The sequence below is a fragment of the Achromobacter anxifer genome, assembly GCF_903652925.1.
Lineage (GTDB): Bacteria > Pseudomonadota > Gammaproteobacteria > Burkholderiales > Burkholderiaceae_B > Achromobacter > Achromobacter anxifer.
This window is the reverse complement of sequence record NZ_CAHLAR010000024.1, coordinates 20,137-32,697: the sequence shown is the minus strand read 5'-3', so window position 1 is coordinate 32,697 and position 12,561 is coordinate 20,137. Positions and strand designations below refer to the sequence as shown.

Here is a 12,561-nt window from a genome sequence, read left to right as displayed (position 1 = left end):
AGCCGCGCCGCTGGCCGGCCGTCCGGCCGCGCGGCGCGTGCCGCACACCGGCATGCGCCGCGCCATCGCCCGCCGCCTGACCGAAAGCAAGCAGAACGTACCGCACTTCTACCTGACGGTGGATTGCCGCATGGACGCGCTGCTGGCGCTGCGCGCCCAGGCCAACCAGGGCGGCGCGGTCAAGCTGTCGGTCAATGACTTCATCGTGCGCGCCGCCGCGCTGGCCCTGCGCGAAGTGCCGGAAGTGAACGCCAGCTGGCAGGAAGACGCGGTCGAGTACCACGCCGGCGCCGACATCTCGGTGGCGGTGGCGACCGACGGCGGCCTGGTCACGCCCATCGTGCGCGACGCCGACGTGAAGTCCCTGTCCGCCATTGCCGGCGAAATCGTCGAGCTGGCCGGTCGCGCCAAGATCAACCGTCTCAAGCCCGAGGAATTCACCGGCGGCTCGCTGACCGTGAGCAACCTGGGCATGTACGGCATCAGCCAGTTCGCGGCCATCATCAACCCGCCGCAGGCCGCCATCCTGGCGGTGGGCGCGGCCGAGAAGCGCCCGGTCGTGGACAGCGACGGCCAGCTGGCCGCCGCCACCGTCATGACGGTGACCCTGTCCGCCGACCACCGCGTGGTCGACGGCGCCGTCGGCGCGCGCTGGCTGGCCGCCTTCCGCACGCTGATCGAAAACCCCGTGCGCATCCTGCTGTGAGCCCCGCCATGACCAAGACTACGTTTGACCTCGTCGTGGTGGGCGGCGGGCCCGGCGGCTACGTCGCCGCCATCCGCGCCGCCCAGCTGGGCATGTCGGTGGCGCTGGTGGAACGCGCCGAGCTGGGCGGCATCTGCCTGAATTGGGGCTGCATTCCCACCAAGGCACTGCTGCACAGCGCCACCGTGCTGCGCGCCTGCCGCGAGGCGGCGCACTACGGCGTGGCGGGCGCGGGCGAAGCCCGTCCGGACCTGGCCGCCATGGTGGCGCGCTCGCGCAAGGTCGCGGGCCGCCTGGGCCAGGGCGTGGCGCACCTGATGAAGAAAAACGGCGTGACCGTGTTCGCCGCCAGCGCCAAGCTGGCCGGCGCCGGCCGCCTGGCGCTGGACAACGGCGCCACGCTGTCCGCCAAGCACATCATCCTGGCCACCGGCGCACGGGCCCGTGAGCTGCCGGCGCTGCCCGTGGGCGAACGCGTCTGGGCCTACCGCCAGGCGCTGGTCCCCGCCGAAATCCCGAAGTCGCTGCTGGTGGTGGGCGCGGGCGCCATCGGCGCCGAGTTCGCCAGCTTCTACCGCGCCGTGGGCGCGGAGGTCACGCTGATCGACATGACCGCCGAGATCCTGCCGCAGGAAGACGCCGAGATTTCGGCGCTGGCCCGCAAGGCCTTCGAGAAGCAAGGCATCCGGGTGCTGACGCAATGCGCCGTGACCTCGTCCTCGCTGACCGCGAACGGCGTGAAGGTGGTATTGGACCAGCAAGGCAAGCGCAGCGAGCTGGAAGTGGACCGCGTCATCGTCGCCGCCGGCATCGTCGGCAACGTCGAGAACCTGGGCCTGGAGCAGAGCCGCGTCAAGGTGGAGAAGACCCATATCGTCACCGACGGCCTGTGCCGCACGGGCGAGCCCGGCGTCTACGCCATCGGCGACGTGGCCGGCGCGCCGTGGCTTGCGCACAAGGCCAGCCACGAGGCCGTGCTGTGCGTGGAAGCCATCGCCGGCAAGTCCGTGCATCCCATCGATCCGCTGCGCATCCCGGCCTGCACCTACTCGTACCCGCAGGTGGCCAGCATCGGCATGAGTGAAGCGCGCGCCCGCGAACACGTCGCCAAGACCGGCGGCGAAATCCGCGTGGGCAAATTCACCTTCGCCGGCAACGGCAAGGCGATCGCCATGGGCGAGGACCAGGGACTGGTGAAGACGGTGTTCGACGCCAGGAGCGGCGAGCTGCTGGGTGCGCACATCATCCACCCCGAAGCGTCCGAGCTGATCACCGGCTACGGTGTGGCGGCATCGCTGGAAGCCACGGAGGAAGACCTCATGCACACCGTGTTCGCGCATCCGACCCTGTCGGAAACGCTGCACGAATCCGTGCTGTCGGCTTTCGGCCGGGCCCTGCACGCCTGAGGCCTGCGCGCCCTGGAAGCGGCCTTGCGCCGGCTCCAGGCGCGCGGCGCGACTCAGATCCGCGCCGCGAAGAAATCCAGGAAGCACGCAATGCGCCGCGACAGCTGCGTATTGCGGTGGTACACCGCGTGCAGGGGCTGCAGATAGTCCGTGTGCGCGGCTTCCATCAGCTTGACCAGCCGCCCCGCCTTGACGTCCTCGCGCACCACGAAATCCGACAGGCAAGCAATGCCGACCCCACGCACCGCCAGCTGCCGCTGCGTCTCGCCGCTGGACGTCGCCAGCGTGGGCACGGCCAGATAGCTGGACCCGCCCGCGTGGCGCAAAGGCCAGACGTTCAGGCTTTCGGGTTGGGTAAAGCCCAGCAGCTCATGTCCCGCCAGATCCTCCACCGACTCCGGCGCGCCGCGCCGGGCTACGTAGTCGGGACTGGCCATCACCCAGCGCGGCGACGGCCGCAGCGGCCGCGCATGCAGCGTGGAATCGGTCAGCGGACCCATGCGCAGCGCCACGTCGGTGCGATGTTCCATCAGGTCCACGACGCGATCGTTGCTGGTGAGTTCCAGCGATATCTCCGGATACTCACGCCGGAATTCGGCCACCAGCGGCACCACGCAATGCAGCATCACCGGCACCGACGCATCCACCCGCAAGCGCCCGGCCGGGCTCTGGTGCACCATGCGCATGCACTCTTCGGCCTCTTCCAGGGACGCGACGATATGCCGGGCCTTGGGTAGGAAGTGCTTGCCCTCTTCCGTCAGTTCCATGCGCCGGGTGGTGCGATTCAACAGGATCACGCCCAGGTCTTCCTCCAGGCGCGACAGGCCGCGGCTGACGCCAGACGCGGTCTGGCCCAGCAGCTCGGCGGCGGCGCTGAGGGATCCGGCATCCACCACGCCCAGGAAGAGGCGTAGCGCGTCGGAGTTCAGGGACATGAGGGGTGGCTCCTTGGGGTTGTCGGTCGATTGTATAGAGCGGGTGGGTTTGGGTTGCGGGTTGTTGGTTGCGGGTTGTTGGTTGCTGGCCGGGGTGGTGTTCTTGAGACGCCCGGCGCGGTCTGGGTCTGGGGGAGGCGGGGCAACGATTGCGGTCCGGAGCCTTCGCTCCGGACTTCCCCCTTGTCATCCTCGTCCTCGCCTTCGGCGACTCCTTCGGATTCCCTCGGGCTTATCGACACCCCGCCTCCCCCAGACCCAGACCGCACCGGACTCCATTGGATTTATCTTCACGGGCGCTGGGGCGGGCTGTGTGCTTGGCGTTCTCGCCAACGGTGGGGGGTGGCGAGGATCTTGCGGGGCCCGCTCCCGGCCGGCCGCGCGGGCGGCCTCTGGGAGCTTACGTGGTGTCTGGCGTCAGAGGATGACGCTGCGCGATGGTGGTGATGTTGCGTGTCGATGGTGACGCTCCACGCTGCTTCTGATGCTGCATGCCGACGGTGATCACGTAGGACGGGTGAAGTGCATCCTGGTCCACTCGCGAGCGTCGACGCAGATCGCACGTAACCCACCACCGCGATGCAAGCAGTCACCAATGGCACAGCCCCCCCACCATCAACACCGCATGACGCAAGACATCGCGTACGCTCCCAGAGGCCGCCCGCGCGGCCGGCCGGGAGCGGGCCCCGCAAGATCCTCGCCACCCCCCGCCGTTAGCAAGAACGCCAAGCACAAAAATCGCCCCAGCCCACGTGAAGTTTCAGCCAGCAGAGCCTGCCGCGTTGGGGGTTCGCGCTACGCGGGGCGTCGATAAGCCCGAGGGAATCCGAAGGCAGTCGCCGGAGGCGACAACGAGGATGACGAAGGGGAAGTCCGGAGCGAAGGCTCCGGACCGCAATCGTTGCCCCGCGCAGCGCGAACCCCCAACGCGGCAGGCGCCTTAAGAACCAGCAACCGCCCCAAGAACCAAGACCCAGAAACCAACATCAAGCCACCCGAACCCCGCCAATAGAAACCACACTCGCACTAAACCCCTTCAACAGCTCCTCCCTACGCAAAGCCACCCTCTCCATCGCCGCCTCCTTAACATGCCCATACCCCCGGATATCCTCCGGCAGGCTAGCCAACGCCACCGCATGCTCCAGGTTCCCGCGGTTCAGCTTGGACAGGATCGCGCTCAGGGTCTCCCGGTACTCGCTGATCAGTTCGCGTTCGGCGCGGCGCTCGGCGCTGTAGCCGAACACGTCCAGCTTCGACCCGCGCAAGCCGCGCATCCGCGCCAGCAGGCGGAAGACGCGCAACATCCCCGGGCCATAGCTGCGCTTGATCAGGTGGCCGTCCTTGTCGCGCCTTGCGAACAGCGGCGGCGCCAGGTGGAAATGCAGTTTCCAGTCGCCTTCGAACTGCGCCTGCACGCGCTTGATGAACTCGCCGTCCGAGTACAGCCGCGCCACCTCGTACTCGTCCTTGTAGGCCATCAGCTTGAAGTAATAGCGCGCCACCGCCAACGCCAGGCGGTTGGTGCCCGTGGCTTCGCGCTCGGCGCGCGCCACCTTGTCCACCAGTTCGGTGTACTGCCGGGCATAGGCCTCGTTCTGGTAGGCGGTAAGGAACGCCTTGCGCACCGACACCAGGCGCTCCAGCTCGCCGGCGGGCTTCTTCAGTTCCACCACCGGGCTGGCCGGGCGCGGGCGCTTGAGTTCGATGATGCCCTCGGGCCGCGACGGCGCGCCGCCGTTGGCGATCAGGCCGTTCACGCCGGCCAGGTCGTGCGCCGCGCGGCGGCCCCAGGCGAAGGCGGCGAGGTTGTTCGGCACCTGCTGGCCGTTGAGTTCGATCGCGCGCTGCAGCGCTTCCTGCGACAGCGGAAGCCAGCCCTTCTGGTAGGCGTAGCCCATCATCAGGGGATTCGAATAGATCGCGTCGCCCAAAAGGCCCACGGCCAACGCGGCCGCGTCCACGCTGGCCAGGTGTTCCTTGCCGCAAGCGGTCTGCAGGTCGGCGGTCAGGTTGGCGCCCGGCAGGGTCCAATCCGGATTGGCGACGAAGGCCGCGGTGGGCGCGGTGTCACTGTTGAGCAGGACCCGCGTGCGGGCGGGGTTGATCCGCGCCATGGACTCCGCGCTGGTGGCCACGACCAGGTCGCCGGCCAGCAGCAGGTCGGCCTCGCCCATCGCGACCCGCGTGTTCAACAAGTGGTCCGGCGTCTGCGCCAGCACCACGTGCGAATACACCGCGCCGCCCTTCTGCGCCAGGCCGGCCATGTCCAGCACTGAACAGCCCTTGCCCTCCAGGTGCGCGGCCATGCCCAGCAGCTGGCCGATGGTGACCACGCCCGTGCCGCCCACGCCCGCGATGAAGACGCCATAGGGCTGGTCCAGCCCGCGCGCGGCCGGATGCGGCACATCCTCGTCGATCGAGCCGTCCTGCGCCATGGCGCCCGGCTTCTTGAGCTTGCCGCCTTCCACCGTCACGAAGCTGGGGCAGAAGCCCTTCAGACAGGAGTAGTCCTTGTTGCAGCTGGACTGGTTGATCGTGCGCTTGCGGCCGAACTCGGTTTCCAGGGGCTCCACCGACAGGCAGTGGGACTTCTGGGAACAGTCGCCGCAACCTTCGCACACGCGCTCGTTGATGAGCACGCGGCGCGCCGGGTCCGGATAGGCGTCACGCTTGCGGCGGCGGCGCTTTTCGGTGGCGCAGGTCTGGTCATAGATCAGCACCGAAACCGCGGGATGTTCCCGCAATTCGCGCATCACCGCATCCAGCTCGTCGCGATGCCTGACCGGCACGCCCGGCGCCAGCCCCTCGATATGCTTGTACTTGTCGGGCTCGTCCGTCACCACGACGATTTTTTCGATGCCCTCGGCGGCCACCTGGCGGCTGATCATCGGCACGCTGAGCGGGCCGTCCACCGGCTGCCCGCCGGTCATGGCCACCGCATCGTTGAACAGGATCTTGTAGGTGATTGGCACCTTAGCCGCCACCGCGGCGCGTATCGCCAACAGGCCAGAATGGAAGTACGTGCCATCGCCCAGATTGGCGAACACGTGCTTTTCCTCGGTGAACGGCGCCTGGCCCACCCAGGGCACGCCTTCGCCGCCCATCTGGGTATAGACATCGGTGCTGCGGCCCATCCACCTGACCATGTAGTGGCAGCCGATGCCGGCCATGCCGCGCGAACCTTCAGGCAGGCGGGTCGAGGTGTTGTGTGGACAGCCTGAACAGAACCAGGGCTTGCGTTCTTCGACCACGCGCGGCCGCGCCAGCGCCTGTTCGCGGCCGCTGATGAAGGCCAGGCGGGCCTCGATGCCGGCGCGCACGTCCTCGGGCAATTCAAAGCGCAAGAGGCGCGACGCGATGGCACGCGCGACCATGGCGGGCGAGAACTCGTAATGCGCCGGCAACAGCCAGTTGCCTTGCGGCACCGACCATTCGCCGCCGTCCTTGTCGTCGAACTTGCCGACCACGCGCGGAATCTTCTTGCCGCTGCCGATCCAGCTGAACAGTTCCTCCTTCAGCTGGTACTCCAGCACCTGGCGCTTTTCCTCGACCACCAGGATCTCGTCCAGGCCTTCGGCAAAGCGCTGCATGCCGGTGGATTCCAGCGGCCACACCATGCCCACCTTGAACAGGCGCAGGCCAATGCGCTGGCATACGGCCTCGGACAAGCCCAGGTCGGACAGCACCTGGCGCGTGTCCAGATAGGCCTTGCCGGAGGTCATGATGCCGAAACGCGCATCGCGCTGCGGCACCTGCCAGATCTCGCGGTTGAGCTGGTTGGCGCGCGCATACGCCAGCGCGGCGTAGAGTTTGTAGTCCAGCAGGCGCGCCTCCTGCTGCAACGGCGTGTCGGCCAGCCGGATGTTCAGGCCATCGGCCGGCAGCTGGAAGTCCTGCGGCAGCAGGATCTCGACGCGATGGGGATCCACGTCCACGGACGCCGACACTTCCACGATGTCGGTGATGCACTTCATGCCCACCCAGACACCGGCATAGCGGCTCATGGCCCAGCCGTGCAGCCCGTAGTCCAGCACTTCCTGCACGCTGGACGGGAACAGCGCCGGAATCATGCAGGCCTTGAGGATGTGGTCGCTCTGGTGCGGCAGCGTGGACGACTTGGCCGGATGGTCGTCGCCCGCCACCACCAGCACGCCGCCATGGCGCGCGGTGCCGGCGGCGTTGGCATGCTTGAAGACGTCGCCGCAGCGGTCCACGCCGGGTCCCTTGCCGTACCACATGCCGAAGACGCCGTCGTACTTGGCGCCCGGGAACAGATTGACCTGCTGCGAACCCCACACCGCGGTGGCGGCCAGGTCCTCGTTGATGCCGGGCTGGAACTCGACGTGGTGGGCCTTCAGGTACTTGGCCGCCTTCCACATGTTCTGGTCCACGCCGCCTAGCGGAGACCCGCGGTAACCGGAGACGAAACCCGCCGTGTTCAGTCCGGCGCGCGCATCGCGCACGCGCTGCATCATGGGCAGGCGGACCAGGGCGTGGATGCCGCTCATCCAGGCGCGCCCGGATTCCAAGGTGTACTTATCGTCCAGCTGGACGGATTCGAGCGCGGCACGCAAGGCGGGCGTAAGAGGAGCGTTCATGTCTACTCCGAGGGATCCAGGAACCCCGGCCGGCTTACGCGACACCCTCTTGAAGCGCACGCGGGCGAGCAAGGGACGTGAATGGCGGGCGCTGGCGCGCTTCTGTTTCCACTGGTTGTAACCCCTGGCCCCACCCCCGGCAATAGGGCGATGCGATAATTGCCGCCATGGACTTCGCCCCTTGTATCGTCGACTGGCAGCGCCGCCACGGCCGCCACGATCTTCCCTGGCAAAACACCCGGGATCCTTACCGCATCTGGCTCTCCGAAATCATGCTGCAGCAGACGCAGGTGGCGACGGTCATCCCGTATTACGAGCGCTTCCTGCAACGCTTCCCGGACGTGGCCGCGCTGGCCGCCGCCGCGCAGGAAGACGTGATGCCTTACTGGGCCGGCCTGGGCTACTACGCCCGCGCGCGCAACCTGCACCGCTGCGCGCAAGAGATCGCGCGCGACTGGGGCGGACGCTTCCCGCCCACGGCCGAAGCCATCGCGACGCTGCCCGGCATCGGCCGCTCCACCGCCGCGGCCATCGCCGCCTTCGCCTACGGCGAACGCTCGCCCATCCTGGACGGCAACGTCAAGCGCGTGTTCACGCGGCACTTCGGCATCGCCGGCGATCCGACCAAGCGCGAAGTCGAACAGAAGCTGTGGGCGCTGGCGGACGCGCAGGTCGAAGCCGCTCCCGCCCTGGACATGGCCGCCTACACCCAAGGGCTGATGGACCTGGGCGCCACGCTCTGCACGCGCGGCAAGCCCGCCTGCAACGCCTGCCCGGTGGCGGACAGCTGCGTCGCCAAGCGCGAAGGCCGCCAGGCCGAACTGCCCACGCCCAAAGCGCGCAAGGCCATCCCGGAACGCGAGACCTGTATGCTGGTCCTGCGGCACCAGGGTGCCTTCCTGTTGCAGCAACGGCCCGAGCCCGGCATCTGGGGCGGACTGTGGAGCCTGCCCGAATTTGACGTGTCGCAAGACCCGGACAGCGCCTCGCGCGCGCTGGGGCTGGAGCCCGAACAGCGCTTCGAGCTGGCCGCCTTCGCCCACACCTTCACGCATTACCGCCTGCACATCCGGCCCTGGCTGGTGCCCGTGCGCGCCGCCGGCCTGCGCGAATCCGCCAGGCCGGAACGCTGGGTCGCGGCGGACGAGCTGGGCTCGGTGGCGCTGCCGGCGCCGGTGAAGAAGCTGTTGCAGGGGCTGGTCGAGGCGGGGCTGCAGGACAGCCTGTTCAAGGGCTAAACCCACGCCCTTCCTCAGGCGCGCCGGCGCGGGCCCCTCGGCCCGCACCGGGTCCTGCCGTTCAGCCTAGTTGCTCATGCGCGGCAGGTTGGCCGCCTTGATGGCCCGGCCCATCTGCTCGTAGGTTGCGTCGACCATCGCGGCGTAGTCCTTGCCCGACAGCCACACCGGATCCACGCCCAGCTGCTTGTAGGTCTGCTGCAGCCGGTCGGAAGCCACCGCTGTCCTGGCCGATTGCTCCAGGCGCGCCCTCACGGGCTCGGGGGTGCCCTTGGGCACTGCCAGGCCCAGCCAGGAATCGATCTCCACGTCGTAGCCCGCCTCTTTCAGCGTGGGCACGTCGGGGAATTCCGGCCAGCGGATCGGGCTCGCCGAGGCCAGCAGGCGCAAGCGGCCCGACTGGATGTAGCCGATGACGTCCGAGGGGTTCTGGACGATGGCCTCGACCTGATTGCCCAACAGCGCCGACACGGTTTCGCTGCCGGACTTGTACGAGACCTGCTCGAACTTCGCGCCGGTGACCCGGCCCAGGTCGAACATGGCCAGATTGTTGGGCGCGGAAGGCGCGCCGAAGAAAATGCCGGGGCCTCGCTTGGCGGCGGCAACCAGGTCAGCCACGCTCTTGTAGGGAGAATCCGCGCGCACCACCACGCCATAGCGATAGCGCCCATAGGCGGCGACGAAATCGAAATCGCGCGCCGTGTAGGGGATGGTCATGAGGTGCGGCATGATGGCGATGGACGACAGCGTCACCACGCCTACGTTGTAGCCATCGGCCGCCTGCTTGGTCACGTAGGCCGGGCCGATGGTGCCCAAGGCGCCTGGGCGGTTGAAGACCACCACGGAACGGCCCAGGTCGATTTCCATCGCGCGCGCCAGTTCGCGGCTGGCGACGTCGGTATTGCCGCCCGCGCCGTAGTTGACCGTCAGCGTGACCTCCTTGTCCGGCCATGCCATGGCTGGCGTGACGGTCGTGCACAGTGCGGTGGCGGCCAGCGCCGCCAGCAGTGATGCTGCTTTCATGCTTGTCTCCTATTGATTATTTTTGTGCGGCCCGCTTGCTCAGGGCATGTAGAAGCCGCCATTGACGTCAAGAATGGCGCCGTTGATGAAGCCGGACTCCTCCGCTGCCAGGAACACCATGGCCGCGGCCACTTCCTCGGACGTGCCCAGCCGGCGCACGGGGATCTGCGCCGCGTAGTTCTCGTTCACCTCGGGCGCGGCCTGCTGCGCCATCTCGGTCAGGATGCGGCCCGGCGTGACGGCGTTGGCCGTGATGCCGGACGGCCCCATCTCCGCGGCGATCGCCCGGGTCAGGCCCAGCACGCCCGCCTTGGACGCCATGTAGCTGCCGCCGGCCACCAGCGATTTGGCGCGTCCCGCCAGCGAGGACACGTTGACGATGCGCCCCCAGCCCTGGTCGCGCATGGCAGGCAGCACCATCTGGCACAGCCGCAGGACGGAGGTCAGGTTCACTTGCAGCACCTGGTCCCATTCCTCGGGCGAGATATCCAGGATGCCGGCGGAATTGCCGTTGGCCTGCTTGGGCGAAATGCCGGCGTTGTTCATCAGCACCGACACTGGCCCCCAGGTCCCGCGCACGCTATCCACCAGCGCCTGCATGGCGGCATGGTCGGTCACGTCGGCGCGCTCGGTGCGCAACTGGTCGGAGGGGCCGCCCAGCTTCTGCGCATCCACGCCTTCGCGGCTGACGGCCACCACCCGGTAGCCCTTGGCCAGCAGCTGGCGCGCGACCTCCAGGCCGATACCCCGCCCCGCGCCGGTCACCAGCGCAATCTTGCTCGGATCCTGTTTCATACTTGGCTCGCCGTAAAGAACGTGATGGGAGGGAAGGCGTTCTCGTCGCAGATGACTTCTATCAGCGTGGTCAGTTCCGCGTTGCGCGCGTCGCGCAAGGCCCCCGCCAGATCGGCGGGCGCTTCGACGCGCACGCCCAGGCAGCCTGCGGCCCGCGCGATGGCGGCATGGTCGACAGGATGGAAATGCACGGCCGACGTGTGGGCGCCGAATTTCACGTTCTCGGCATGCTTCTGGAAACCCAGAATGCCGTTGTTGATCACGACCAGGGTGACCTTGATTCCCATGCGGCGCGCGGTTTCGAGTTCGGCCCACACGTGCGCGAAGCCGCCATCGCCCACGACGCAGACCACGTGCGCATCCGGCCTGGCCACCTTGGCGCCCATGGCCATCGGGAATCCCCAGCCCAGTCCGGCCAGGCCGCGCGGCGTCAGGAATCGCATGCCGGGCGCGAGCGAGGTCAGGTAGTTGGCGATCCAAATGGACGAGTAGCTGGCGTCCGCGACCACGATGGTGTTCTGGTCCACGTCCTGGCGGATCTCTTCCAGCAGGCGCTCGGGGCGAATCGGCTGCTGGTCGGACAGGCGTACCGGACGCGACGCCTCCCACGAAGAGTGGCGGCCGGCCTGGATCGCGGCCTCCAGCCCGGCGCGGCGCGCCTGGGCGGCGGACAGGTCCCTGCCGGCCAGTTCACGCTGCAGGGCCAACAGCGTTTCCCGCGCGTCTCCCGCCAGGCGCAGCGCTTCGTAGTTGCGGCCGATCTCGGCGCCGTCGACGTCGATGTGGATGTAGCGGGCGCCTTCGGGGTAGAGCTTCCACGAATCCGTGGCGTTCTGGTTGGTGCGCGTGCCCACCAGCAACACCACGTCGGCGTCGGCGATGAACGGCCGCAGGTCGCGGCTGGCGCCGTTGGGGCCCATGAAGTAGCCGACCACCCCCAGGGACAGGGGATGGCGCTCGTCGGTGCTGCCCTTGCCCATTACCGTGGTGCCCACGGGCAGGTGTGCCGATTCCTGCAAGGCCGCCAGCGCCGCCACGGCGCCGGACACGTGCACGCCGCCGCCGGCGATCACGACCGGCCGCTGCGCGCCGGCCAGCAGATCCGCCGCGGCCTTCACCGCATCGGCGGCGGCCACGCTGCGGTCCAGCGGGAAATGGCCCAGGTTCGCCTGCCGCTGCGTCGCCGCGGCGGCTTCGTTCAGCAGGTCGGCCGGCAGCATCAGCGCCACCGGTCCGGGGCGGCCGGAGCAGGCCATCGCGAATGCCTGGTCCACGTAGTCCTCGACGCGCGAGGCCTCCGTGACGCGGCGCACCCACTTGGTGCAGGAAGAGAACAGGCCGAGATGATCGAATTCCTGGAAGGCGTTCTTGTCCGTCTGGTCGCGGTTGACGTCCTGCACCAGGGCGATCACCGGAATCGACACCTTCAGGGCTTCGGCCAGCGGCGGCACCAGCAGGGTGGCGGCCGGACCGTTTTGCGCAGTCACCACGGCGGGCTTGCCGGTGATCCGGGCATAGCCGTCCGCCATGTAGCCGCCGGCGTTCTCGCTGCGATACGCCACCTGGGTCATGCCGAGTTCCTCGCAAGCCAGGTGCAGCATGCTGGGCAGGCTTTGGCCGAACACATGCGTCACGCCGTGGCGGATCAGCGCCTTCGCGATCACATGGGCCACCGTGCCATGGTTGGTCAGGCCGGGAGCGGCCAGGGGGTGCAATGTCGACATCTCGTCTCCTGTTTATATTTTATAAAATATAGATGTCGACGATGAGGCCGGTCAATAGTTTTATTTTTTACAAAATATAAATTGCCGCAGAATCGGGGACGGTAAAATCACCCATGCGCGGGTGGTCCCGCGCCGA

At 68.1% G+C, this 12,561-nt stretch carries 8 protein-coding genes; 3 read left to right on the top strand and 5 right to left on the bottom strand.

The genetic code is table 11. The annotated features are described in order from the left end of the window. Together HWY37_RS34305 and lpdA are read left to right on the top strand one after the other, a co-directional pair. The coding region (locus HWY37_RS34305) for a 2-oxo acid dehydrogenase subunit E2 (RefSeq protein ID WP_176090902.1) at window positions 1-706 on the top strand (706 nt) is incomplete at its 5' end. A gap of 8 nt (window positions 707-714) precedes the next feature. Beyond that, on the top strand, window positions 715-2,112 hold the full coding sequence (lpdA, locus tag HWY37_RS34300) for a dihydrolipoyl dehydrogenase (RefSeq protein WP_176090901.1): 1,398 nt from the start codon (window positions 715-717) through the stop codon (window positions 2,110-2,112). Window positions 2,113-2,165: 53 nt separating this feature from the next. Here the strand turns inward: lpdA and HWY37_RS34295 are convergent, their stop codons facing one another. Continuing rightward, window positions 2,166-3,047, bottom strand: coding sequence for a LysR family transcriptional regulator (locus HWY37_RS34295; protein ID WP_176090900.1), 882 nt, complete (start codon window positions 3,045-3,047; stop codon window positions 2,166-2,168). A gap of 986 nt (window positions 3,048-4,033) precedes the next feature. Next, the gene (locus HWY37_RS34290; protein WP_176090899.1) at window positions 4,034-7,645 is read right to left on the bottom strand and encodes an indolepyruvate ferredoxin oxidoreductase family protein; all 3,612 of its coding nucleotides are present in this window, start codon (window positions 7,643-7,645) and stop codon (window positions 4,034-4,036) included. A gap of 167 nt (window positions 7,646-7,812) precedes the next feature. Here HWY37_RS34290 and mutY point away from each other — a divergent pair, with 167 nt between their 5' ends. After that, window positions 7,813-8,883, top strand: a complete 1,071-nt coding sequence (gene mutY / locus HWY37_RS34285; protein WP_176090898.1) for an A/G-specific adenine glycosylase — start codon at window positions 7,813-7,815, stop codon at window positions 8,881-8,883. 66 nt (window positions 8,884-8,949) lie between these two features. Here the strand turns inward: mutY and HWY37_RS34280 are convergent, their stop codons facing one another. Genes HWY37_RS34280 through HWY37_RS34270 form a run of 3 tightly spaced genes read right to left on the bottom strand, consistent with a single transcriptional unit; the run spans window position 8,950 to window position 12,425 of the window. Beyond that, complete coding sequence (locus HWY37_RS34280) at window positions 8,950-9,906, bottom strand: tripartite tricarboxylate transporter substrate binding protein (protein WP_175211321.1); 957 nt, start codon at window positions 9,904-9,906, stop codon at window positions 8,950-8,952. A gap of 39 nt (window positions 9,907-9,945) precedes the next feature. Beyond that, window positions 9,946-10,701 carry a 3-oxoacyl-ACP reductase gene (locus tag HWY37_RS34275; RefSeq protein ID WP_175211323.1) on the bottom strand — a complete coding sequence of 252 codons (756 nt, stop codon included), beginning with the start codon at window positions 10,699-10,701 and terminating at the stop codon, window positions 9,946-9,948. Next, window positions 10,698-12,425 (bottom strand): acetolactate synthase catalytic subunit, encoded by a 1,728-nt coding sequence (locus tag HWY37_RS34270; RefSeq protein WP_175211325.1) that lies wholly within the window; start codon window positions 12,423-12,425, stop codon window positions 10,698-10,700. The genes HWY37_RS34275 and HWY37_RS34270 overlap by 4 nt, the downstream gene beginning before the upstream one ends. Window positions 12,426-12,561: the final 136 nt, after the last annotated feature.

What these genes read in the sequence shown, in the direction of transcription:
- HWY37_RS34290 (WP_176090899.1), bottom strand. Translation starts at nt 7,645, where the DNA reads ATGAACGCTCCTCTTACGCCCGCCTTGCGTGCCGCGCTCGAATCCGTC.
- mutY (WP_176090898.1), top strand. Translation starts at nt 7,813, where the DNA reads ATGGACTTCGCCCCTTGTATCGTCGACTGGCAGCGCCGCCACGGCCGC.
- HWY37_RS34275 (WP_175211323.1), bottom strand. Translation starts at nt 10,701, where the DNA reads ATGAAACAGGATCCGAGCAAGATTGCGCTGGTGACCGGCGCGGGGCGG.
- HWY37_RS34270 (WP_175211325.1), bottom strand. Translation starts at nt 12,425, where the DNA reads ATGTCGACATTGCACCCCCTGGCCGCTCCCGGCCTGACCAACCATGGC.
- lpdA (WP_176090901.1), top strand. Translation starts at nt 715, where the DNA reads ATGACCAAGACTACGTTTGACCTCGTCGTGGTGGGCGGCGGGCCCGGC.
- HWY37_RS34280 (WP_175211321.1), bottom strand. Translation starts at nt 9,906, where the DNA reads ATGAAAGCAGCATCACTGCTGGCGGCGCTGGCCGCCACCGCACTGTGC.
- HWY37_RS34295 (WP_176090900.1), bottom strand. Translation starts at nt 3,047, where the DNA reads ATGTCCCTGAACTCCGACGCGCTACGCCTCTTCCTGGGCGTGGTGGAT.